The sequence below is a fragment of the Amycolatopsis ultiminotia genome (assembly GCF_039536925.1).
In the GTDB taxonomy this organism is placed as follows: domain Bacteria; phylum Actinomycetota; class Actinomycetes; order Mycobacteriales; family Pseudonocardiaceae; genus Amycolatopsis; species Amycolatopsis ultiminotia.
On record NZ_BAAAZN010000003.1, the window covers coordinates 361403 to 383989 of the forward strand.

The window sequence follows — 22587 nt, forward strand, 5'->3', positions numbered from 1 at the left end:
GTGGACCTCGCCGGGAAATCGGTGCTGGGCCCCGGATCGCGCTCGGGTGACCGGGCCGTGCTGCGGGCCTCGCTCGGATGATCGGGGCCGGGCTCGTGCCGCGGTGGGGTAAAGGGGTTGCCACCCCGGTTAACCTGGATCCGGCATCGCGTGCCGGTCACCGGCCGGGTGAGGCATGGAGGTGCCGGAATGCCTTCTGGAGGCATTGTTCGTGTCCGTTTCCGTTGAATTGAATCATCTGATCGTCCCTTCCCGGGACAACCGGGAGTCCGCCGAGTTCCTCGCGCACCTGCTGGGGCTCGAGGTCGGCACCGAGTGGGGACACTTCGTCCCGGTCGTCACCGGCAATGGTGTCCGGCTCGATTTCACCACCATTCCGGTCGAGGACCTGCGGCTGCAGCACTACTGTTTCCTCGTCCCGGAAGACGATTTCGACGCGTTCTTCGCGCGGCTGACCGAAACCGGGGTGCCCTACTTCGGCGCTCCCGGCGGCGGGCTGCCCGGCGAGATCAACCACAACCACGGCGGCAGGGGCGTCTACTTCCTCGACCCGGGCGGCAACGGGATCGAGGTAATCACCCAGCCCTACGAGCCGGAAAAGCGGCGGCCGGCGCGTTGGTGACAGGTAGTTAGCAACGCGTACGATCCCGGGCATGTTCACGACCCGGCCGGAGCTGACCGGCACGCACGGCATGGTGGCGTCCACGCACTGGCTGGCCTCGGCCACCGGGATGGCGGTGCTGGAGAACGGTGGCAACGCCTTCGACGCCGCGGTGGCCGCGGGGTTCGTGCTGCAGGTGGCCGAACCGCATCTCAACGGTCCGGGCGGGCAGGTGCCGGGGATTTTCGTGACCGCGGACGATCGCACGCCGCGGGTGCTGGCCGGACAAGGGCCTGCGCCCGCGGCGGCGACCATCGAGCACGTCGCGGGGCTGGGCCTCGACCTGATCCCCGGCAGCGGGCTGCTGTGCGCCACGGTGCCCGCGGCCTGGGATGCGTGGCTGCTCCTGCTGCGTGATCACGGCACGAAGTCGTTGCGCGAGGTGCTGGGTTACGCGATCGGGTACGCCCGCAACGGAGTGCCGCTGGTCGGGCGGGTCGGCGACACCGTGCGGGCCGTGCAGGAGCTGTTCACCGAGCACTGGCCCACCTCGGCCGCGCTGTGGCTGCCGGACGGGAAACCACCGGCAGACGGGCAGGTGCACCGCAATCCCGCGCTCGCCGATACCTGGGAGCGGCTGCTCGACGAGGCGGAAGCCGCGTCCGGGCGGGAGGCGCAGATCGACGCGGCGCGCCGTGCGTGGTCGCAGGGCTTCGTTGCCGAGGCGATTGAAGCCTTCTGCCGCAACGCTTTCCGTGATTCTTCCGGCCGGGACCACGCGGGTCTGCTGACCGCACAGGACCTCGCGTCCTGGAGTGCGTCCTATGAGGACGCGCTGATCACCGACCTCGGCGACTGGAGCCTGGTCAAGTGCGGCGGCTGGACGCAGGGTCCGGTACTTGCGCAGCAAGCGTTGCTGCTGAACGGTTTCCGCGATGAGTTGTGCTATGTGGACGGTATTCCGTCAGCCCGCACGGTGCACCTGGCGGTGGAGGCCGGGAAGCTGGCGTTCGCCGATCGCGAGGCTTGGTACGGCGACACCGACGTGCCGCTCGACGTGCTGCTCTCCCCGGAGTACACGCAGGCGCGGCGGGCGTTGATCGGTGCCGAGGCGAGTGGCGAGCTGCGCCCAGGGGCGGCAGCGGGTGCGCCGAAGCTGCCCGCGATCCTCGACGCGCTGCGTGGTGCCACCGCGGGCGACGGCGCCACCGGTGAGCCCACCGTCGGCCCGCAGGGGCAGGTCCGCGGCGACACCGTGCACCTCGACGTGGTGGACGCGGCGGGCAACCTGATCTCGCTGACCCCGTCCGGCGGCTGGCTCCAGTCCAGCCCGACGATCCCGCAGCTCGGCTTCTGCCTCGATTCGCGGGCGCAGATGTTCTGGCTCGAACCGGGTCTGCCCAACTCGCTCGCACCGGGAAAACGCCCGCGCAGCACGCTGTCGCCGTCCATGGCGCTGCGCGACGGCGAGCCCGTGCTGGCCTTCGGCACCCCGGGTGGTGACCAGCAGGACCAGTGGCAGCTGTGCTTCTGGCTGGCGCACACCGTCGGCGGCCTGAACCTGCAGGAGGCCATCGACGCGCCGGCCTGGCACACCACTGCGTTCCCCAGCTCGTTCTACCCGCGGTCGTGGCACCCGCGTGAGGTGGTCGCCGAATCCCGGCTCGGCCGGGCCACCCTCGGCGAGCTGGCCGAGCGTGGCCACCGGGTGGTCGAGGCGGGGGACTGGGCACTGGGCAGGCTCTCCGCGGTCTCCCGCCGCGGTGGCCTGCTGCGTGCCGCGGCCAACGCGCGCGGCATGCAGGGCTACGCAGTGGGCCGCTGACCTCAGATCGGCAGCGAAGCCCAGCCACCACCGGTGGCGAGGATGGCGCGCACGCTCTCCGCGTGGTCGGCGAATCCGGAAAGGTCGGCGTGCAGCAACGCGGCCCGTTCCTCGTCCAGCGGGCTCGTGTCGTCGCGCCAGAGTTCCAGCGTCCAGTTCGCGGCGAGGATCACCGAGCGGACCAGGCCTGCCACCGCGGCGTCGGCCGGACCGCCGCCCCGGTGGTAGCCGGCGAGGATCTCGTCACAGGCGGCGAAGCACCGGTCCAGACCACGCACTGCCTCGGCAGGCGTGCCGTCCCAGTCCGGGCCCGGCCACGCGCACGAACCCAGCTCCAGCCACAGTCGCCAGCCTGCGGCCAGCTCCGCGTCGTCGAGGGGCTTCCAGTGCCCAGTCATCTCCCGAGTGTGCGCCCGTGCGGCGCGGATGCTGCCCGCGAGTTGACCGATCTCACTCGGCGGGCCGCTCCCACAACCAGAATTCGATGCCCTGATCGTCGACGCAGTCCGCGGTCCGGCCGTACGGGTGGTGCTCCACTTCGCCTGCGGTACCGCCGCGCTCGCGCACCGTGGCGCGCGCGGCCGCGAGATCGTCCACGGCGTACATCAGCTTCCAGCCGGTCTGCCGCTCCGGTCCGCCCCAGAGGCCACCGGTCAGCCCGTGGCCCTGGATTCCCCAGGCGTCCGGCACGCTGCCGGGCGAGAACTGCCAGCCGAGGACCGCGCCGTAGAACGCTTTCGCCCTCTCCGCATCGGGTACCTGGAAGGTGAAATAGATCGCCTCGCCGTGCTTCTCCTGTCCGGTGACCGCGGCAGCTGCAGCGGCCTGCCCGACCAGCCAGCGCTGGCCGTACGGGTCCTTGATCGTGCCGCCGAGCCCGTAGCCGCGGTCCTCGACCGGGCGCAGCAGTTCGGCACCCAGCTCCACAGCCCGCTGCACGCTGCGCCGGACGTCCGGGACTTCCACCCGGACCAGCGCGCCGCCTTCCGGCGCCACGACGTTGCCCATTTCCGGGAATTCCTCGGCCAGCATCAGCACCGCGTCGCCGATGGCGAGTTCGGCGTGCCCGATCCGGCCGTCGTCCATCACGATCGGCTCGGACCGGCGGCGGGCACCGAACACCTCGACGTAGAAATCGAGTGCGGCGCGCGCGTCGGTCACCGCGATGTACGGCGTGAGCGCGCGTATCTCGGCGGTGCCGGTGGTGGTTTCGGTAGTGGTCATCTCTGCTCCGTTCAGGATCAGGCGGCGTAGGTCGTCCCGCAGCTGCTCGGCGAAGGCCGGATCGGGGTCGACCGGCGACGAGGGCAGCGCGAGTGCGTCGAACGGCTCAGTCATCGCGCCCCTCCTTCCCCTGGTAGCTACGACGGAACGCGGCTTTGGCCCGCGTCAGCAACCCCTCCGTCGCATGTACGGTCCGGCCGAGGTGAGCGGCGACGTCGCCAACCGGAAGACCGTCGACATAACGAAGGGTGAGCACGGCGCGGTGCGCCGTCGTGAGCGACGCGAGCACCTGCCGTGCCCGCAGGGCGTCGATCCGCTCGTCCCAGGGGTCCTCGACACCCGCGTCGGGGACGAGCCGCAGCCCTCGTTGCTCGCGTTCGGTGCGCCGCCAGTGGTCGGCCAGCTTGTGCCTGGCCACTCCGATCAGCCAGGCCGTGCTCACCGGTGGTGCGTTCTCCTTGCGGCAGGCGGCGACCGCGCCGAGGAACGTCTCCGAGGTCAGTTCCTCGGCGAGCACGCGGTCGCCGCAGCGGGCAAGCAGGTAGCCGTAGACCTCCGGCAGGGCCGTCTCGTAACAGCCGAGCAACGCGAAGGCCGGGTCTTCCTGTACCCGAGGTTCCGTCACATCCCCATCGTCGTCCGGGAGCGGGGTTTTCCGCCGGGTGAATTTTCAGCGCGGGTCCGGCAGCTTCCGCGCGAGCAGGCTCACGAGTACCGCCAGTGCCGCCAGCAGGCCGATGACCAGCACGAATGCCTCCTTGAAGCCGAGTGCGCCCGGCAGGCTCAGACTCGCGAACAGGCTGCCGAACACCGCGACGCCGAGCGCCAGTGACGTCTGCTGGGTCGTGGTGAGCACACCGCCGCCGACTCCCGCGAGGTCCGTCGGCACCCGGGAGAGCACCACCCGGAACAGCGTGCTCATGATCATCCCGTTGCCGACGCCGACCAGCACCATGGCGGGCGCGAGCTGCCAGAGCGACACTTCCGGCCAGGCCAGCAGTGCGGATCCGGCGAGCACGGCCAGCCCCAGCGCGAGGACGGCACCGCCGATCGGCACGATCTTCCGCCCGAAGCGAGCGACCAGGTGGCTGCTGACCAGCGATGTCGTGAAGTACGCGACGGCCATCGGCGTCAGTGCGAGCCCGGCGCCGAGCGGTCCGAGGTGCAGGCCGTCCTGCAGCGTGACCGCGTAGACGAACATGAACGAGCCGAAGCCGCAGAAGTACGGCACGGCCACCGTCAGCCCGTGCCGGACGCTGGCCGTGCGCAGCAGCGCGGGCGGCAGGAGTGCAGTGCCGCCCGCCCGTTCGAGACTCGTTTCGACGCGGACGAACCCGTATGCGGCGAACGGGAAGAGCGCGAGCAGTGCGATCGTCCACCACGGCCAGCCGAGCGCGTGGCCTTCCATGATCGGGATCAGCAGGGACAGCAGGGAGACGGCGAGCAGCGCGGTACCCCAGCGGTCCACGCCGAGCGGGTTCGCCGCGCGGCTGTCCGGCACCGTGCGCCGCGCGAGCAGCAGCCCGACGATGCCGATCGGCACGTTGACCAGGAAGATCGGCCGCCAGCTCGACCCGAAGAGGTCGGCTGCCACGAGCGCGCCGCCGAGCAGCTGGCCGATCACGGTGGAGATCCCGCCGGTTGCGCCGAACAGACCGAGCGCACGCGAACGTCGTTCGCCGGTGGTGCCTGCCTGGATGATCGACAGCACCTGCGGCAGCAGCATTGCCGAGGCGGCTCCCTGCGCGGCCCTGGCCAGTACCAGTGTCGTGGCGTTCGGGGCGAGACCGCAGGCGAGCGACGTGAGCGTGAACAGGGTGAGCCCGACGAGGAACAGCCGCCGCCTGCCGAAGGTGTCGCCGAGGCGGCCGCCGAGTACGAGCAGCACCGCGTAGGCGATGCCGTAGGCGGCCACGACGAGCTCGAGCGTGGCGGTGGATGCGTGCAGGTCGGCGTTGATGGTGGGCAGGGCGACGTTGACGATGAAGAAGTCGATGATCGGCAGTGCCGCCCCCAGCAGCACGGTGACCAGTCCGGCAGAGGTGAGTGCCGGACCGGCCGGTGCTCCGGTGGCGACGGTGGCCGACGCCGGAGCGGTGGTGGTGTTCGTCGTCATGACTACTACGTTCCGGGCATTTCGAACCTGGTACCAGGTGCGGGTTCATCCTGGTACTGGGACTACCTGGTAACAGGTTCCGCGATGTGTTTACCTGGTACTCGTGACCTCCGTTGCCGAACCGGCCGGCGAACAGCGGCTCCGCCGGGACGAGCTGGGTGCGTTCCTGCGCAGCAGGCGCGCCCGGATCTCCCCCGAGCAGGTCGGCCTCCCGCTCGGCGGACGGCGGCGCACCCCCGGCCTGCGCCGCGAGGAGGTCGCGCAGCTCGCCGGGGTCGGCGTCACCTGGTACACCTGGCTCGAACAAGGCCGGGACATCAATGCTTCCGAACAGGTGCTCGGCGCCATCGCGCGCACGCTGCGCCTGGACCCGCACGAGCACGTCCACCTGTTCACCCTCGCCGGTGCGCCGGAGCCGCCGACCGCGGAGAAGGAGTGCTCCGTGGTCACCGACTCGATGCGGGCGATGATGACGAAGCTCGAGCCGTTCCCCGCCGCCGTCCGCAACGCGCGCTACGACCTGCTCGGCTACAACCGTGGCTACACCTGGCTGATGGGCGAGGTCGACACGATCCCGTTCGAGGAACGCAACACCCTCGTGCAGTGCCTGCTCAACCCGCAGTGGCGGGAGCGGACGCTGGACTGGGAGGAGAACCTGCCGCGGATGATCGCAGCCTTCCGCGCGGCGATGGCCGAACACGTCGCGGAGCCCGCGTGGAAGTCGCTGGTCAAGCGGCTCAAGGCGGAGTCGCCGCTGTTCGCGGACCTGTGGAGCCGGCACGACGTCAACTCCGAGCCGATCCCGATCAAGCGCTACCGGCACCCCGAGGCCGGGCTGCTCACCTTCCGCTTCACCTACCTCTACACCGGCCGCCGTTCGGAAGTACTGGTGTCCACCTACACCCCGGCGGACGAGGAAACCGCGGCGAAGCTGCCGAAGACGTTCGATTGATTCACCGGACGAGGTATCTGCTCGGCTCGTCGGCGCTCATGTAGCACATGTTCAGCATCATCGTCGTCCCCTCGGCCGGTGATCACACCAACGAACAACTCCGCCTCGGCCCCGGCGAGTCACTGGAGTTCGGCCGTGAACCGGCCGTGTCCGGAGACGGCCACCTGCGGATCGCGCACGGCGGGGTGTCCCGCCGGGCGGGCACGATCTCGGCGGCGGGCACGCACTGGACGCTGACCAATCGCAGCCGGACCCAGACCTACGTCGTCGAGAACCCGGAAGGGGCAGGCGAGCACATCAAGGTCGGTCCCGGCCGGATCGCGGCGCCGGTGCCGTTCGAGTTCTCGCGGGTCGTGCTGCCGGCAGGCGGCGACCTGCTCAGCTTCGACGTGTGGGCGCCCCGGCACGAGTACCTGGACGAGGACGTCGAGACCGCGGGGGAACCGACGGCCGCGGCGTTCCCGCTCGACCGGACCAAGCGGTACTTCCTGGTGCTCGCCGCGCTGAGCGAGCCCCGTCTGCGCGGACTGCCACTGGCCCCGCTGCCCACCGTCGACCAGCTCGTCGAGCGGTTGCGTCCGGTGTGGCCGTGCGTCACCAGGGCCACCGTCCAGTGGAACATCGACTACCTGGCGGTGAAGATGCGCCTCAAACCACGTCCGGACGAGGCCGATCTCGGTCCGAGGGTGAACGGCAAGAAGACGTCGCTGGTGTCGCTGGCAGTGCGGTTCGACCTCGTCGGCGAGCACGATCTCCGCCACCTGGACCCTCGATGAGCAGTGCCACCGGGTTGCGGGTGGGTCGCTGGGAGGTGCGCGACGTCCTCGCCACCGGCTCGTTCAGCAGCGTCCACATCGCACACCGGGTCACCGCGGACCGGGAGTTCCCCCTCGTTGCCGCACTGAAGATCCTGCCCACCGGCACGCACACCCCGCGCCAGGCAGCGCACCTGCGCGAGCTCGTCGCCGCCGAAGTGCAGTTGCTGAGCAAGCTGCGCAGCTCTCGTCTGATCCGGATGTACGAAGTACTCACCGTCGATGCGCCCGATCGCCCGGAACTGGACGGTGCGACCGCCGTCGTGCTCGAGCGCGCCGAGGGTTCGCTGGACACCCTGCTGGCCCGCAACACCCGGCCGCCGTCCGGGCCTGCGCTACTGGCCCAGGTCTGCGAAGGGATGCACCACCTGCACCACGCCGGGTGGGTGCACGGCGATCTCAAACCGGCCAACGTCCTGGTGATGAAAGACGGTACGGTCCGGCTCGCGGACTTCAACCTCGCAGCCGAGCTGACCGGAACGCACGCCTACGGTCCTGCCTTCGCCACTTTGGACTACACGCCGCCCGAGCTGGTGTGGTCGGAGATCAGCGAACGGGGCCGGGCCATCCGGCCGAGCACCGACGTGTGGGCCTTCGGCGTGCTCGCCCACCTGGTGCTCACCGGCACACTGCCGCTGCCAGGCGGTACGGCCGCAGCACGCCGGGACGCGACCGTGCGCTACGCACGCGGAACGGAGGAGCTGCGGCTTTCTCCCGATCTGCCGGAGGCCTGGCGGCCGATCGTCACCGACTGTCTCTCCCGCACCCACGAAGAACGTGCCGCGCACGACGCGGGCTCGCTGCTGCGCCGGATCGAAGCGATCACCGGGACCACTCGTGCCGCTCGCCTGCCGCGGCTGCGTCCGCTCCGATGGCAGCGGCCCGCGATGGCCGCTTCGGTCGTGGCCGCGATGCTTGGCGTTGCCGCGATGTACCTGACGGGCGACGACGAACCGGACTACGGCTACCACCGTTGCGAGGCGGGTTCGGTGTGCTTCTTCAGCGGACCGGACGGAACCGGGGAGATCTGCAGCTGGACCGGTGACGATCCGGACTGGCTGGCCGGCGCCGAGACCTGCGGATGGGCCGCGCAGCGCCCGGTCCGGTCGGTCTTCAACAACAACCAGGAGCGGACCAGGCTCCACGACGTGGCCTACTACCGTGGCGAGGGTTTCACCCCGGTCGGCGACGACCTCGCCCGCGTGACGCACCGGACCGGGTGCACCGGCGTGAACCAACAGGGGAACCTGCAGGGCACCTACGCGCCGATGTCGCACCGGTGGGTCGAGCGCTGCTGATCGCAACCTCTGAAGTCTGAGGTACCGCCTGCCGTGCGGCCCGAGCACGCTGATGCGCATGGGGATTTTCCGGGGGAGCGCCGCTCTGGTCGCCACGGTGCTGGCAGCCGGTTGCGCCGCATCGACGGTCGGGGACCGTGCCGCGGGGGCCGCGCTCATCGAGCGGGCGGAGGGCACTTTTGTCGTCCAGTGCATGGCGAAACAGGGGTTCCGGTACTGGCCGCCTGCCCCCGCCACTGCCGACGAACGGCGAGAATTCCCTTACGTCGTCGACGATCCGGCCTGGGCACGCGCGCACGGTTACGGTGGCGACCTCGTCGCGCAGCGGGAACGCAGGCAGGCCGAGGACCCGAACCGCCGGTACCTGGATGCACTGAGCGAGGACCGGCGTGCTGCGGTTGCGGCGGCCTACGGCGGCACCGGTTCCAGCGCGGTCGAGGTCGTTGTGCCCGGCGGTGCGACGATCGGGCAGAGCGATACGGGCTGCCTCGCCGAGGCACAGCGAACGCTTTACGGCGACTTCGCCGCCTGGGTACGGGCCAGCACGGTGACAGGCAACCTCTCGTCGCTCTACCAGCCCAAGGTGACCGGCGATCCACGGTTCCAGAAGGCCGTCACGGCCTGGTCCGGCTGCATGCACTCGGCCGGGCTGTCCTACGCGAGCCCGCAGCAGATCCAGCAGAAGCTTCCCGAGCTCACGGACGGCCAGAGCCCTTCGCGAGCGCACCGGACCGAGGTGGAACTGGCGGTCGCCGAAGCGGACTGCGCACTGGCCACGCCGCTGTCGAAAGTGGCACGGGACCTCGACCGGCAATACGGCGACGAGATCCGGCAGCAGTACCGCGCCGAGGTCGAAACCACCGAGCGCCTCCGGCGCGACGCGCTGGGCCGGGCCGAAGAACTCCTCGCCCGGAATTCCTGAGGACTTGCCGCGGAATCGCCGTGGCTGAAAAGGAGAGGGAAAAATGAGAAGCAAGGTTGTTACCGGAGTGTTCGCAGGTGCCCTGTTCGGACTGGCCGCGCTGCCCGGTCTGGCCAGCGCCGAGCCGACGGCCGCGGCCGGGCCTGCCGGTGCCCATTCCGCCGGTGCCAAGGCCGATGTGTGCGCAGGCAAGACCGCCAACAGCGGGTACGTGCACATCTATTCGGGCACCGGCTGCGACGGAAAGCCGATCTGCAGCATGCTGGGCAACGACTCCAACTACGGAAACACGAAGGGGTGCTCCGGAAAGGACGACAACAGCGCGTCCTCGCTGCTGAACAACGGCACCGCCGGCGGTGGTGACACCAGCGTGCGGTTCTACCGGCTGGCCGACTACCAAGGCGGCTCGATCTGCCTCGGGTATCACCAGTACGCAACGAATCTGGCCAACTGGACGTTCACCAACGGCACCAACGCCGACAACCGGATCAGCTCGCACAAATGGGTGGCCGGCTGCTGATCGGTGTCCGAGGGGAGGGAAAGTGAAACGGAGCCGCATCTGTCTCGTGGGGGCATTGGCCGCGGCCGCGGCATTGGCGCCGGCGACCGCGCAGGCCGCGACCGAACGGGTCTACTTGCAGTTCAACCTGGCGGGCAACACACAGCACGGCGGGGATACCGGGGTCGCCGACGCGGTGGCGAACAGCGTCGAGGACCGGAAGCCGTCCGTGGTCACGCTCAACGAGGTGTGCGGGTCGCAGTACACCCGGTTGACGCAGCGGCTGGCGGACGAGGGATACCACTCCGCTGCCGGGGCCACCGGGCCGACCTGCGACAACGGCACCAAGTACGGCAACGCGATCTTCGTGCACAATTCGGTGCGCGAATACGCGGACTACCGGCTGCCGAAGACCTCGGACCAGTCGGAACCACGGCGGATGCTGTGCGTGGCAGCCACCGAGGGCAAGTCCATGGCCTGTGTCACCCATCTGTCCAAAGGGGAATTCAAGGAGGAACGCAAGAAGCAGGTCGAGTTCGTCGCGGGCAAAGCGCAGGAATTCGAGGCGGCGGGTTACCGGGTGATCATCGGCGGTGATTTCAACACCGAACCGCGGGCGGACATCATCGATCCGATGTTCGCCTCCTGCTACCGCCCCAACGGCTCAGGCAAGCTCTACGAAGCAGCCAGTGAACGTTGCGGTCGCCGCGCAGGCGAGGCGACGACCGATCACGGCGGGACCGACGGTGCGGGGAAGATCGACTACCTGTTCTTCTCCGGCGAATACCGTGCGCTGAGCGCGGACGCGGTCCCGGTCGGGGTGTCCGATCACCACCTGCTGTGGGCGAAAGCCAGCCGGTGAGCTGAGTGGGCGGGCAGCCGTCCGGTCCGGCTGACCGGAGCGGCTCGGCCGGCTTCGGCCCGACGAGATCCCGGATGAACCGGACCGGTTCCGGACTCCGGGATCTCGCCGCGGGCGGAAAGCGCATCCCGGTACCACGCCGGGCGTAGCGCGGCTCTCCGCTTCTGAGCGGACGCGCGGGCCCGTTTTGCCGGGTAGTTTTCAGCCTCATGCAGGAGTGGTGGCGGCAGCGGAACCCGTGGTTCGGGCGGGTGTTCCGGACTGTCGTGGTGCTCGCGTTCGTGCTGGCCACGACCAGCGCGGCCGGCCGGTGGCAGCACCAGGGGCAGGTGCTGAGCCCGCTCGGCGCACTGTGGCTGGCGGCCACGGTGCTCACGCTGCTGCTGGTCCACCGCTACCCGCTGCCGATCTTCGTGCTCACCGCTGCCTCGGCGTACGCCTATTACGCGTCGGCGGCGGAACCCGGCGGACCGGTCATCGTGGTCCCCACGATCGCGCTGTTCCTGCTCACCCGGCGGACGGGGCCGGTGGTCGCCGGCAGCGTGGGCACGGCCGTGCTGGTGGCCGGTTACGTCGCGCACGTCGTGCCGACGCAATCGTTTGCGATCAGCGCTTCGGCCGGTTTCGTCGTGCTGTGGGCCGCGGCCGTGATCGGCATCGCGACGGCTGTCCGGTACCAGTTCGCGGCGGCCGCGGCCCGTCGTGAACAGGCCGACGAGCGACGGCACCGGATGGCCGAGCAGGAGCGGCTGCGGATCGCCCGCGAGGTGCACGACGTGGTCGCGCACAGTCTCGCGATGATCAACGTGCAGGCCGGGGTCGCCGCGCACGTCGCGGACCGGCGGCCGGAGCAGGCGAAAGAGGCGCTGCTGAACATCAAGTCGGCCAGTGCGTCGGCGCTCAACGATCTGCGTGCCACGCTCGCCGTGCTGCGTTCCGGCGAGAACCGCGCGCCCGCGCCCAGCCTGGCGCAGATCGGCGATCTGCTCGACCACGCGCGCGCCGCCGGACTGACCGTCACCGTGCACGGTGCGGCCGGTGAGCTGCCGGCCCCGGTCGACGGTGCGGCCTACCGGATCCTGCAGGAATCGCTCACCAACGTCGTCCGGCACGCGGACGGCGCCCGCGAGGTGGACATCCGGCTCGAGCGCCACCAGGGCACCCTCTCGCTGACCGTGCGCGACGACGGACACGGCGCCGAGCAGCCGGTCCCCGGCCACGGGCTGCGCGGGATGGCGGAACGCGCGGCGGCACTCGGCGGCACTGCCGAGGCCGGCGTCACCGAACGAGGCTTCGAGGTGCACGCCGAGCTGCCCGTGGAAGGGGAGACATGACGATTCGCGTGGTACTGGCTGACGACCAGGCACTGGTCCGCGCCGGGTTCCGGGTGCTGCTGGAGACCGAAGACGGTTTCGAGGTGGCCGGCGAAGCGGGTGACGGCGAACAGGCCGTGGCGGTCGCGCTCGAACACCGGCCGGACATCGTGGTGATGGACGTGCGCATGCCCGGTACCGACGGCCTCGAGGCGACCAGGCGGATCACCGGCCACCCCGAACTCGCCGGGGTGAAGGTACTGGTGCTGACCACTTTCGACGTCGACGAGTACGTCTACGAAGCACTGCGCGCCGGAGCCAGCGGATTTCTGCTCAAGGACACCGAGCCGGTCGAGCTGCTGCGTGCGTTGCGCGTGGTCGCCGACGGCGAGGCACTGCTCGCGCCCACGGTCACCCGTCGGCTGATCGCCGAGTTCGTCGGCCGTCCCGAGCACCGGCGTATCGACACCTCCGCGGTATCCGCGGTGACCGAGCGGGAACGGGAGGTGCTCGCGCTCGTCGCGGGCGGCCTGTCGAACGACGAAATCGCCGCTCACCTGGTGATCTCCACGGCCACCGCGCGCACGCACGTGAGCCGCATCATGACGAAGATCGGTGCCCGCGACCGCGCTCAGCTGGTGGTGCTGGCCTACGAATCCGGCCTGGTCACCCCACGCCGTGGCGGGCAGTGACGAGACCGAGCGCCCGGCACCGCGGACGCCGTTCTCCGTGCTGATCCCGGGCTCGCCCGAAGGTGTGAGTTGCGCCGTGTCGGTGAACGTCCTCCCCGCCCGGACGCCTTGTCGAGGAGAGCATCAGTACTCAGCGAGGGGTCCGGCGGAAGGAGTTCCGATGGCCTGGGAGATCGTCGTGGTCGCCGCGCTGGCCGTGGTTTTCCTGGTCCGGCTGGTGGTGCGGCTCCGGCGGAGCTGACGGCCGCCGCCGTGGCGTGGCCCGGCGCACCGGCGGTTCCGCGGTGCGGTCCGGTCCCGGTTCCGGCAGTGGCGGCCGCGCCCGGTGCGCGCCACCGGCCGGCCTGGCCACCACGGTGCGTTGTTCACCGCGTGCCGGTGGCTGTGCGGTGCGGTTCTCACCGCGGGCTCGCGGTTGTGCGGCGCGCTGTTCAGTTCGCGGCTGCGGTTGCGAGGTGCGCTGTTCACCCCGAGCCGGTGACTGCGAGGTGCGGCGCTGTTCACCACGAGTCTGCGGCTGTGGCCGTCCGTTGGCCCGCGGTGCCCGGCCGTTCGCCGCCGGACGGGGCGGACGAGATGGTCCCGGCCGCGCGGCGGGCACCCTGGGGATTTCCATGGTGACGTCGGTGTCTTCGGTGTCTTCGGTGTCTTCGGTGGGTTCCGGTGCCGGTTTCGGTTTCGGCCGGTGCGAAAGACGGCGGGCCAGTGCATGGCTCGGCCGCTCCACGAACCGGTAGCTGACCTCGACCACGCCGAACACCGCCAGGATCACGATCACCAGCGCGATCGGCAGCGGCACCGCCGGGCGCAGCAGCTGCAGCAGCACGAAGGTGACCAGCATGTGCAGCAGGTAGATCGAGTAACTGCGTTCGGACAGCGTGGTCCAGATCTTCCGCTGCTTCAGCTTGTCCTCGGCGAACATCCCCAGCAGGAAGCACGCCACCGCGAACGCCATCGACAGGTTGTACGAAGAGTCGACGCGGCCGACGTCGATGATGTCGGCAAGCACGTACAGCGACCACGCGCAGGCGCCGAAGAGGGCACCGGTCCACAGCGGGATCTTCTTCGAGGTGGTGGCCCAGATCGTCTGCCCGATGACCATCACCGGCAGGTACGACACGTTCACCGCGAACAGCGACCAGGACGGACCGAGCTGGGACCGGCTCATCATCACCACGAAGATGAACGTCAGCTCGATCGCGATCGCCAGCCAGGTCCAGCGGCGCAGCAGCGGAAGCACGGCCACCAGCAGGGCGTAGAAGATGACCTCGATGATCATCGTCCACGCCACCGGCACCAGCACCACCTGCGGGTAGATCAGGTAGTTCACCAGCGCCGTGTTGGTGAGCACGGTCAGCGGCGTCAGCTCCTGCGACTGCCCGGTCGCGGGCGGGTGCAGGTTCACCACCAGCAGGAACGCGGTGAGCAGCACGACGAACAGCATCGGCGCGTACACCCGGATCAACCGGTTCAGCGCGAACCGTCCGGTGCCCTGGCGCAGCGCGATCGGTGTCACCACGAACCCGCTCACCAGGAAGAAGAAGGGCACCGCGATCTGCCCGATGCCCTGGGTCGACATGTGCATCGGGTCGCTGGTGAGCGCCTCGATGAAGGTGACGTACGGCGCGCTGTCGTGCTTCGCGATCACCCACGGGTGTGCGATGTGGCTGTAGAACACGAGCAGAGCGCCGAGGCCACGGCCGATGTCGATGAAGACGATCCGGGTTTTCTTGGGCTCTGCGGGCAGCTGCTCGGCCAGCGCGGCAGGTGGCTGCTCGGCCAGCGCGACCACCCCCGTCTTTCCGGCCCGACTGCTTCGAGCAGGGTAGCGCCTCGTCCGCGCGTGCGGACTACTCCCCGGGGATGACCGGATCGTGCGTTTGCGGCACGGCACCCGTTCTGGCCTCGCAATATGTGGTTCACCGGTACGATCGGGAAGGAAATCGTCCGATTTTGCGCGAGTAGTTCAGGAGCCCGGGGAGCGTGCCGCAGTCCACCCTCGACGACACCGTCGAGCGCCCGTCCCCGTTGCCGACCGCGGTCCGGAAGGCGCTGCCGTCGATCGGGCTCTACCTGCTCTTCCAGCTGGTTTCCTTCGGGGTGCTGTGGCTGATGAGCTGGAAGGCCGACGTGTCGCCCGGCCGGTTCGTCGAGGGCTTCGACGCGAACTGGTTCCTCTCCGTCGCGCAGAACGGTTACGACCAACCGGTCGTCATCGGCGCGGACGGGGCTCCGGGCGAGAACAGCATGGTGTTCTTCCCGTTCTACCCGGGACTCGTGGCAATTCTCACGCTGGTGGGCATTCCGGCGCTGCCTGCCGGGCTCGTGGTGTCGCTGCTGGCCGGATGTGCCGCGGCGTGCGGGCTGTTCGTGCTCGGCCGCGACTTCGCAGGCCCGCGGGTGGGTTTGCTGATGGCGGTGCTGTGGTCGGTCGGTCCCGGGTCCGCGGCACTGCACCTGGCCTACTCCGAGTCGGTGCTGATGGCGTTGGTGGCCTGGACGCTCGTCGCGGTGGCCCGCCGCCAGTGGCTGCTCGCGGGGGCGCTCACCCTGCTGGCCGGCCTGACCCGGGCGAGCGCGGGCGCACTGGTCGCCGCCGTCGGCGTGGCCGCGCTGGTGGCGGTCTTCCGCCGCCGCGACGGCTGGCGGCCGTGGGCAGGCGGGCTGCTCGCGCCGTTGGGACTGCTGGGTTACCTGGCCTACGTGTGGATCCGCACCGGCCGCCCGGACGGCTGGTTCTGGCTGCAGAACGCCTGGCAGATGCACTTCGACTTCGGCCGGTTCACGCTGGCCCAGATCGGCGAAGGGCTCACCGTCGACCGGGCAGGCTGGGTCACCGTGACCGCGCTGATCGTGCTGGTCGCGGTGGCGTTGCAGCTGTGGACGTGGGCCACCAGGCTGCCGCTGCCGTGGCAGATCTACGGCACGCTGACCGTGGTGATCGCGCTGTGCTCGTCGAACTACTTCCAGTCGCGCGCCCGGTTTCTGCTGCCTGCCTTCGTACTCACCGTGCCGCTGGCACTCGTACTGGCGAAACTGCCGAACCGCGTGCTGGCTGTCCTGCTTCCCGCAGCTGCGGTGCTCAGCGGTTGGTACGGCGCGTACCTGATGACGATCGCGCACCTGGCACCGTGAACCCGGCGCCAGGTGCGTGCGGAGTCAGGGCGCCAGCCAGAGCGTGACGAACTCCTTCTCGTCCGCCTTCGCTGCCGCGATCAGCGCCGCGTCGTCAAGGGTCTCGCTCGCCGGGCCGTCGTCGGTGACGATCTTCGGCGTGTAGCCGAGTGCCCGGTAGCCGGACAGGACCGCCACCGGATCGTCGCCGAGTTCGGTGATCGCGCCCGGGTCGAACTCGCACACCACGTGCGGCCGGTCGCGGCGCAGCACCTCGGTGAGGCCGTCGAGCGCCCGGTGGTCGCGGCCCTGCAGGTCGACCTTCACCAGCCCGATCCGCTGCCCGGTCACCTCGGCCACGGTGTCCAGCCGGACCGCGGGGACCGCCACACCCGGTCCGTCCGCGTTCACCCGGTTGTCTCCGCTGTTGCCCGGTGACGCCTGCGCGAGATGCACCGTGCCCGGAGCGTCCCACGCGGCCGATTCGACCACGGTCACCTGCTCGGCCACCGTGGCAGGCAGGTTGACCGCGACGTTGCGGCGCAGGAACCCGGCGTTGACCGGATCGGCCTCCACGGCGATCACCCCGGTCACGTCCGGCGTGGACCGCAGCAGCCGCAGTGTGTGGTAGCCGACGTGCGCGCCGACGTCGAGGAACGTGCCGGTGGCCAGCTCCGCCATCAGCTCGGCCTCGCTGTCCTCCCACGACCGGTGGAACACGATCCACGGCAGCATGACCTCGTCCACCGGCATGAGCAGCGCGCCGACGTCGCACGGGACCACGTCGGCCCCGCGCGGCACCGGGGCGTGCGCCAGCCGGGCGGCGTCGCGCATCGCGCTGACGTCGAGGGTCACCCGCTGGATGGCCTTCTCGTCGGCGTCGAGCCGCTCGTCGCGGGAGGAGAACATCCGGTGCACGGTGGCCGTGCTCGCCTCGATCTCGGAGCCGATGCCGCCGTACCCCTCGCGGAGCTTCGCCACGTCGCCTTCGAGGTTGCGCAGCGCCAGATCGGTGTCCGGTGCGCGGTGGCGCAGCTCTTCGACGGTGTTGCGCAGCCCCTCGAACCGTTCGCCGATGCCGTGCATGATCGCCGCGGAGCGACGCGTCTCGGTGAGGTCGCGCTCCAGGCCTTCGACGCGGTCGAGCAGCCGCCGGTTGCTCTCTTCGGTCGCGGCCAGCAGCGCACCCATGACGTTGCGCTGGTGCACGTCGTAGTGGTCGATTGCGCGCAGCACAGCCTTGCGCAACGCGGGGGCGAGCGGCAGCCGTGACGCGGTGCCCGCCTCCGGCCGCCAGCGCAACGCCTCGGTGGCCTGCTGCAACGGCGTGAGCGGATGCGCGGGGGCAGGCGCGCCGGCAGTGGTGTGCTTGCGCTCCTGCCAGGTGCGGTAGGCCTGCTCCACCTCGGTGCGCATCCATTCGGCGGCGGTGGCCATCGAACGGTCGCGCAGGATCGTGTCGCGGGCCCGGAGCCCGCGTTTCACGGCTTCGTCCGGATCGTCGGCGACCTGGCGCATCGCTGCCGCGGCCGCGGCAAGATCGGGCTCGGCCCAGGTCGCGCCCGCCTGGTAGGGGTGGCTGTCCGGGCCGACCGCCACCAGCCGGTACGGCACCGGCCAACCGGTGCTCGCGTCGAGGAATTCGGTGGTGCTGGAGTAGTCCGTGGAGATCACCGGCATCGCTCGTGCCATCGCCTCGGCGACGGTGAGGCCGAAGCCCTCGCTGCGGTGCAGCGACACGTAGCAGGTGCTGCGCTCGTACAGCTCGTGCAGCTCGGAGACCGCCAGGTACCGCTCCACCAGCTCGATCCGGTCGTCGCCGCGCACCGCCGTACGCAGCCGTTCGGCGGTGTTCGGGTGCAGCTTCGCGTTGATCGTCTTGATGGTCAGCCGTACGTCGTCGCGGCCGGGGAACGCGCGCTGGAACGCCTCGACGGTGCCCCACGGGTTCTTCCGCTCGGCCACGCTGTTGAAGTCGAAGGCGAAGAGGAACCGCACCGGTTCACCCTGTTCCCGCGCGGGCGGGGACGGTTCGCCCGGATCGCGCACCGGCACCGGGATCGTCTTCACCGGGATCGGCGAATGCGCGGCGATCGCGCGGCGGCAGAAGTCGCTGACCGTCCACACCTCGTCGAGCATCCCGAACGCCTCGTGCTGCCACTGCGGGAAATCCTCGAGCTCCCACGCCCACAGCCCGATCCGATAGCGGCCGGCGCCGACCTCGGGGTGGTTGGTGAGGATCACCCGGGTCTGGTCGGCGTTCACCGCGAACACGCTGATCGGGAAGCGCGGATCGCCGACCGTGGCAGGCCGTTCGATACCGGTCCGGTTCGAGACCGCCTTCTCCTCCAGCACCGAAGCCACCGGCACGCCGCCGGTTTCGATGGCCTCCAGCACGATCCGGCCCATCTCGCCGAGACCCAGCTCGGCGGTCAGGTAGCCGAGCAGGTTCACGCCGAACTCGTCGTGCGGGGGATGGGTGTCCACCGGATCGCCGGGCAGCGCCCACTCCGGCAACCCGGCCTCGGCCACGCCGGAGCCGGTGCACCAGTGGCGGAAGCTGTCCGCGTCGTCGCCGTACGGGTGCGGGAACGCCATCTGCAGGTCGATCCGCGACGTCCAGATCGCGTGCGTCAGCCGGTTCAGCCCGGCTGCGGCCTGCCCTTGGTCCTCGGGCGTGGCGAGCCACTCGCGCAGCGCCTGTCCGCCGTCCTCGCCGTACGCGTGCGGCGGCGCGGGCTTGTCCTTGCGCTCGGCCTTGATCCAGCCTTCGCGGAACACGCGCCGGGCGAGCTTCGGCACCGGCGTGCCGTCGCGGAAGTCCTTGAAGCCGTAGGGGATCGAGTCCAGTGATTCGGCGTACCCCGCTTCGCGCAGCTTCGCGCCGTACGCGTCGCAGATCGCGCGAAGGTCATCGTTGTGCGACAGCAGTACGCGCGGCTTGCGCGCGCAGTGGAAGCTGAGCAGCCACGGCTTCTCCGGCCGGTAACCGCTGAAGTGGAAGAAGCGCAGCTTCGCGCCCCCCGCGGTGAGCGCGCCGTCGGCTTCGCGTGCGATCGGGCGCTCGTGCAGGTTCCAGTACGCGACGTCGTAACCCGGGTCGGTCACCACGTGGTGGCGGAACAGCGAAGGTACCTGGTCGACCCACCGCTGGTCGGTGAACAGCTGCTGTTCGGGCGCCACGATCGCGTCGTGGCGCAGCCGTCCCGCCCAGAAGTCGAGGAACGGCCCGGCGCCCCGGCCAACCCCGATGAAGCCGAGGTTGAACATGCCGGTGCCCATGATCACCGCGTCGTCCGGCTCGAGGCCGTCCTGCGGCAGCGGGGTGAGAAAGTGCGGCGCGAGCACGATGTCGTGCTCGTCGGCCAGCTCGCCGACCTCGGTGATCGGGGCGAACAGCTCGATGTCCGGGTCGAGGTAGATTGCCGCCGCCGACTCCCGGAGCAGCTCCCGCAGCAGGTACGGCTTCACCGACGTGGCGAGCTCGGTGACCGAGTACGCCGTGGCCATCCGCAGGTAGTCGTCCTCGTCGATGCCGAACGCCGCCGGCCCGACGACGTCCGCCCCGGTGTCGTCGCGGCGCACCTCGTCACGCGGTGCGTCGATCACCGCGATGACGAACCGGCCGCCCGGATGCTGCTCGAGGTAGGAACGGGCCAGTACCCGCGCCGCCGGAAGGTAGTTGCGGGCGACGATGGTGCAGGCAGTGGTCCCCGGCTCAGGCATCGGCGGGCAGGGCGGTGAGCTGCTGGTTCAGTGCCGAGGTGAAGTCGGACTTCGCCGTGGCGCCTGCCGTGCCGGACACCTCGACGCGGACGAGCACGTTGCCGCGCGCGTAGTGCCCGCGCAGCTGGGCGGGCTGGCCGTCCTTCGCGTCGATCGAGGTGGCGTACACCCCGTTCGGTGCGGTGGTGTCGCGCTTGGCCCCGTTGGTGACCTGGACCTCCATCAGCTTCTCGGCCGCATTGCGTGCTGCGGTCGGGCTGGTGGTCTGGGTGAGCAGCAGGGTGATCTGGTTGCCGTCCTCCAGGTGGTACACGACGAACTTGACCTTGCTCGCACTCGCCGACTGGTAGGCCGACAGCTCCTGCGGGTTGAGGTACTTGAGCGTGTCGACCTGCGTGAACGACGTGATGTCGTCGTGCGTCTCGGCCTGTCCGGGCATGCTCGCCACGGGCAGCGGGTCGGGCGGCTTCGGCGCCTGGGAATTCTGCTGCGAAGGCTGGGCGTTCTGCTGCTCGTTGCCGCCACCGCTGTCACGACCCCACAGCCAGTAGGCGCCGAACGCGATCGCGGCCAGTACCACCACGGCGCCGACGATCGCGCCGATCTTCTTCCCGTTGTTGTTCTTGGGCTTGTCGTTGAAGTACTCCGGGCCCTGGCGGACCCACTCGGAATCGCCACCGGACGGGCCGAGCGGCGGCAGATCGCCACCGCCCCACGGCGGGGTCTGGTCGCTTTCCGCGGCGTTCCACGGCTGCTGCGCCTGCGGGAAACCACTCGCCGGAGACGACGGTGCCTGCTGGAAACCACCGGGAGGGGAGTACGGGGTCTGCGGCGGCTGCTGGTTCGGCCGCACGTATTCGGTGCGGCCACCGGGGTCGGCGCTCGGCTGCTGCGTCTGCCACGACTGCACGGCCTGGGTGCGCTCGGCACTGTCGTCGGCAGGGGGCTGTTGCGGCGGAGTCGGCTGCGGCTGCCCACCGGGCGGACTGACCGGTGAGATCACCTGGGTCGAGTCCGCGTTCGACGGCTGCTGCGGAGCGGGCTGGTCCTGCTGGCCGACGGCCGAGGACAGCACCTGATCACGGCGGATGCGGTAGTCGTCCGCGGACAGCCGCCCTGACGCGAGCTCCTCGTCCAGCCGGCGCAGCTCCTCCTGCCAGGACACCAGGGTCCCCCTTATCTGTCGGCATGGCGACGGTTTGGTGCGTCACCGCGACCCGATGTGTGTGACGACGTGGACATTGTGCACGGTCACGACCCCGCCTGACCTCGCGGGTCGGCTTCGGCGGCGGCCGTCGTTCAGCGGGCGGGCAGTGTGGCCGCGACCTTCGCCCGGATCTGCTCGATCCGGGACCGCAGCGCCGCCGGATCCGCGTCGAGCGGCGCCGACACGCCGACGCCGACGGCGACCGAGCCGGAGGTGTACCAGAACGCCACGACCCGACCGGCCGGGCTGCTGCCGGAGTAGAGCAGGTCGGTGGCCGCGGGCCCGAGCGGAGTGCTGTCGAACCCGCCGGTGACCAGGTTCTGCCGCAGTCCCTGCACCAGCTGCCCTGCCTGTGCGGGCGAGCCGGCGGGCACCGCGATCATCAGCGTGCCGTTGGCCGCTTCGGCGTAGGCGTGGTAGACGAGTTCGTCGGCGCCTGCCGCGCGCATCAGGTCCGCGTCGGCCTGGGAAACGGCCCTGACCTGCACGGCCTTGTCGAGTGCCATCGTCGAGTTGTCCTGGCCGGGCTTACCGGACAGCGCAGGCAGCTTGTCCTCGAGCGAGGCTGGCTGGTTGGAGGTCGGCACCGGCGGCGGGGAGACCTGGTCGGCGTCGTTCGAGGTGTCGGACTTGCCGCCGAAGTACCAGATGCCACCCACGACCAGCGCGAGCACGACCAGCACCCCGAGCGACAGGAACAACCAGGTCGGCCGCGACTTCCGCGGAGTCGGCTCTTCCTCCCACAGCCGCCGCGGTTCCGGTTGCCCGACCGCCGCGAACGTGTCGGTCTGGGCGAGATCCGCCGGACTGGGCGCGGTCGTCGGCCGATCGGCGGAACCGGGCTGACCCGGATCCCACCGCGGCACCCGGGTGATCGGCGACCGCGGCGCCCGCTCGGCCGAGCCGGGCTGCCCGCCGGCCGCAGGCCAAGTGCCGGCCTGCGGGTTCGGCAACGACTGGGCGGGCTGTTGCGACTGGTACTGCTGCGGCTGGTTCGGCGGTTGCTGGTACGGCTGGTTCGGCGGTTGCTGACCCGGCTGGTTCGGTTGCTGGTTCGGCAGGTGCGGCTGGTTTGCTGACTGCTGGTGCGGCTGGTTCTGCTGGGGCATCGCGGGGTTGGCACTGGCCCAGCCGCCCGTTCCCGGCGCGGATCCGGCCGTGCCCCACTGCGCCGGAGCCGTGCCCGGCCAGCCACCGGAAGGCCCGGCCGACGTGCCGGAAGCGGCAGCCGGCGCCGTCGAACCAGGCGCCGGAGCAGCGGACGTGCCAGAGGGGCCAACCGTCGGCGCCCCGGGCGTGGGGACCACCGGATTGGCTGGCGCGGCACCGGACCCCGACGCCGCCGGATTGTCCGCCGGCCCGGACGGAGCGGCCGGGCCTTCAGACGGATCGGCAGCCGCTGCCGGATTAACCGAGACCCC

General features: G+C 70.4%; 19 protein-coding genes. 11 read left to right on the top strand and 8 right to left on the bottom strand.

Features of this window, described 5'->3' with window-relative positions; translation table 11 throughout:
* Positions 1–211 precede the first annotated feature (211 nt).
* Together ABD793_RS09420 and ABD793_RS09425 are read left to right on the top strand one after the other, a co-directional pair.
* Positions 212–622 (top strand): VOC family protein, encoded by a 411-nt coding sequence (locus ABD793_RS09420; protein WP_344857664.1) that lies wholly within the window; start codon positions 212–214, stop codon positions 620–622.
* Positions 623–653: 31 nt separating this feature from the next.
* On the top strand, positions 654–2426 hold the full coding sequence (locus ABD793_RS09425) for a gamma-glutamyltransferase family protein (RefSeq protein ID WP_344857665.1): 1773 nt from the start codon (positions 654–656) through the stop codon (positions 2424–2426).
* A 2-nt stretch (positions 2427–2428) separates the two neighbouring features.
* On the opposite strand, the gene ABD793_RS09430 is transcribed toward ABD793_RS09425, so the two are convergent.
* The 4 genes from ABD793_RS09430 to ABD793_RS09445 are packed head-to-tail and all read right to left on the bottom strand — an operon-like array spanning position 2429 to position 5766.
* Positions 2429–2824: a hypothetical protein gene (locus ABD793_RS09430; protein WP_344857666.1), complete on the bottom strand. Its 396-nt coding sequence runs from the start codon at positions 2822–2824 to the stop codon at positions 2429–2431.
* A 52-nt stretch (positions 2825–2876) separates the two neighbouring features.
* Positions 2877–3764 (bottom strand): VOC family protein, encoded by an 888-nt coding sequence (locus tag ABD793_RS09435; RefSeq protein ID WP_344857667.1) that lies wholly within the window; start codon positions 3762–3764, stop codon positions 2877–2879.
* Positions 3757–4275: an RNA polymerase sigma factor gene (locus ABD793_RS09440; protein WP_344857668.1), complete on the bottom strand. Its 519-nt coding sequence runs from the start codon at positions 4273–4275 to the stop codon at positions 3757–3759. The genes ABD793_RS09435 and ABD793_RS09440 overlap by 8 nt, the downstream gene beginning before the upstream one ends.
* 45 nt (positions 4276–4320) lie before the next feature.
* Positions 4321–5766 carry an MFS transporter gene (locus tag ABD793_RS09445; protein WP_344857670.1) on the bottom strand — a complete coding sequence of 482 codons (1446 nt, stop codon included), beginning with the start codon at positions 5764–5766 and terminating at the stop codon, positions 4321–4323.
* Positions 5767–5869: 103 nt separating this feature from the next.
* Here ABD793_RS09445 and ABD793_RS09450 point away from each other — a divergent pair, with 103 nt between their 5' ends.
* The 8 genes from ABD793_RS09450 (at position 5870) to ABD793_RS09485 (ending at position 13119) form a co-directional block, all read left to right on the top strand.
* Positions 5870–6718, top strand: coding sequence for a helix-turn-helix transcriptional regulator (locus tag ABD793_RS09450; RefSeq protein ID WP_344857672.1), 849 nt, complete (start codon positions 5870–5872; stop codon positions 6716–6718).
* Between the two features lie 47 nt (positions 6719–6765).
* Positions 6766–7494, top strand: a complete 729-nt coding sequence (locus ABD793_RS09455; RefSeq protein ID WP_344857674.1) for an FHA domain-containing protein — start codon at positions 6766–6768, stop codon at positions 7492–7494.
* Positions 7491–8831 (top strand): protein kinase domain-containing protein, encoded by a 1341-nt coding sequence (locus ABD793_RS09460; protein ID WP_344857676.1) that lies wholly within the window; start codon positions 7491–7493, stop codon positions 8829–8831. The genes ABD793_RS09455 and ABD793_RS09460 overlap by 4 nt, the downstream gene beginning before the upstream one ends.
* A 58-nt stretch (positions 8832–8889) precedes the next feature.
* A complete protein-coding gene (locus ABD793_RS09465) occupies positions 8890–9753 on the top strand; it encodes a hypothetical protein (protein ID WP_344857678.1) in 864 nt (287 codons plus the stop codon).
* Positions 9754–9796: 43 nt separating this feature from the next.
* On the top strand, positions 9797–10273 hold the full coding sequence (locus ABD793_RS09470) for a peptidase inhibitor family I36 protein (protein ID WP_344857680.1): 477 nt from the start codon (positions 9797–9799) through the stop codon (positions 10271–10273).
* A gap of 22 nt (positions 10274–10295) precedes the next feature.
* Positions 10296–11114 carry an endonuclease/exonuclease/phosphatase family protein gene (locus tag ABD793_RS09475; RefSeq protein WP_344857682.1) on the top strand — a complete coding sequence of 273 codons (819 nt, stop codon included), beginning with the start codon at positions 10296–10298 and terminating at the stop codon, positions 11112–11114.
* A 209-nt stretch (positions 11115–11323) separates the two neighbouring features.
* Positions 11324–12448 carry a sensor histidine kinase gene (locus tag ABD793_RS09480; protein WP_344857684.1) on the top strand — a complete coding sequence of 375 codons (1125 nt, stop codon included), beginning with the start codon at positions 11324–11326 and terminating at the stop codon, positions 12446–12448.
* Positions 12445–13119 (top strand): response regulator, encoded by a 675-nt coding sequence (locus ABD793_RS09485; RefSeq protein WP_344857686.1) that lies wholly within the window; start codon positions 12445–12447, stop codon positions 13117–13119. The genes ABD793_RS09480 and ABD793_RS09485 overlap by 4 nt, the downstream gene beginning before the upstream one ends.
* A gap of 130 nt (positions 13120–13249) precedes the next feature.
* Here ABD793_RS09485 and ABD793_RS09490 read toward each other — a convergent pair whose 3' ends face one another.
* Complete coding sequence (locus ABD793_RS09490; protein ID WP_344857688.1) at positions 13250–14911, bottom strand: acyltransferase family protein; 1662 nt, start codon at positions 14909–14911, stop codon at positions 13250–13252.
* 191 nt (positions 14912–15102) lie between these two features.
* Between ABD793_RS09490 and ABD793_RS09495 the strand changes: the two genes are divergently transcribed.
* Complete coding sequence (locus tag ABD793_RS09495; RefSeq protein WP_344857690.1) at positions 15103–16254, top strand: hypothetical protein; 1152 nt, start codon at positions 15103–15105, stop codon at positions 16252–16254.
* A 24-nt stretch (positions 16255–16278) separates the two neighbouring features.
* On the opposite strand, the gene ABD793_RS09500 is transcribed toward ABD793_RS09495, so the two are convergent.
* The 3 genes from ABD793_RS09500 to ABD793_RS09510 all read right to left on the bottom strand — a co-directional run bounded on the left by ABD793_RS09500 (position 16279) and on the right by ABD793_RS09510 (position 22275).
* Positions 16279–19959 (bottom strand): FkbM family methyltransferase, encoded by a 3681-nt coding sequence (locus tag ABD793_RS09500; protein WP_344857692.1) that lies wholly within the window; start codon positions 19957–19959, stop codon positions 16279–16281.
* Positions 19952–21124: a hypothetical protein gene (locus ABD793_RS09505; protein ID WP_344857694.1), complete on the bottom strand. Its 1173-nt coding sequence runs from the start codon at positions 21122–21124 to the stop codon at positions 19952–19954. Before ABD793_RS09505 ends, ABD793_RS09500 begins: the two co-directional genes overlap by 8 nt.
* A 134-nt stretch (positions 21125–21258) precedes the next feature.
* Positions 21259–22275, bottom strand: coding sequence for a hypothetical protein (locus ABD793_RS09510; RefSeq protein WP_344857696.1), 1017 nt, complete (start codon positions 22273–22275; stop codon positions 21259–21261).
* Positions 22276–22587 lie beyond the last annotated feature (312 nt).

What these genes read in the sequence shown, in the direction of transcription:
- ABD793_RS09460 (WP_344857676.1), top strand. Translation starts at nt 7,491, where the DNA reads ATGAGCAGTGCCACCGGGTTGCGGGTGGGTCGCTGGGAGGTGCGCGAC.
- ABD793_RS09480 (WP_344857684.1), top strand. Translation starts at nt 11,324, where the DNA reads ATGCAGGAGTGGTGGCGGCAGCGGAACCCGTGGTTCGGGCGGGTGTTC.
- ABD793_RS09465 (WP_344857678.1), top strand. Translation starts at nt 8,890, where the DNA reads ATGGGGATTTTCCGGGGGAGCGCCGCTCTGGTCGCCACGGTGCTGGCA.
- ABD793_RS09425 (WP_344857665.1), top strand. Translation starts at nt 654, where the DNA reads ATGTTCACGACCCGGCCGGAGCTGACCGGCACGCACGGCATGGTGGCG.
- ABD793_RS09430 (WP_344857666.1), bottom strand. Translation starts at nt 2,824, where the DNA reads ATGACTGGGCACTGGAAGCCCCTCGACGACGCGGAGCTGGCCGCAGGC.
- ABD793_RS09445 (WP_344857670.1), bottom strand. Translation starts at nt 5,766, where the DNA reads ATGACGACGAACACCACCACCGCTCCGGCGTCGGCCACCGTCGCCACC.
- ABD793_RS09485 (WP_344857686.1), top strand. Translation starts at nt 12,445, where the DNA reads ATGACGATTCGCGTGGTACTGGCTGACGACCAGGCACTGGTCCGCGCC.
- ABD793_RS09500 (WP_344857692.1), bottom strand. Translation starts at nt 19,959, where the DNA reads ATGCCTGAGCCGGGGACCACTGCCTGCACCATCGTCGCCCGCAACTAC.
- ABD793_RS09470 (WP_344857680.1), top strand. Translation starts at nt 9,797, where the DNA reads ATGAGAAGCAAGGTTGTTACCGGAGTGTTCGCAGGTGCCCTGTTCGGA.
- ABD793_RS09510 (WP_344857696.1), bottom strand. Translation starts at nt 22,275, where the DNA reads ATGCCCCAGCAGAACCAGCCGCACCAGCAGTCAGCAAACCAGCCGCAC.
- ABD793_RS09455 (WP_344857674.1), top strand. Translation starts at nt 6,766, where the DNA reads ATGTTCAGCATCATCGTCGTCCCCTCGGCCGGTGATCACACCAACGAA.
- ABD793_RS09435 (WP_344857667.1), bottom strand. Translation starts at nt 3,764, where the DNA reads ATGACTGAGCCGTTCGACGCACTCGCGCTGCCCTCGTCGCCGGTCGAC.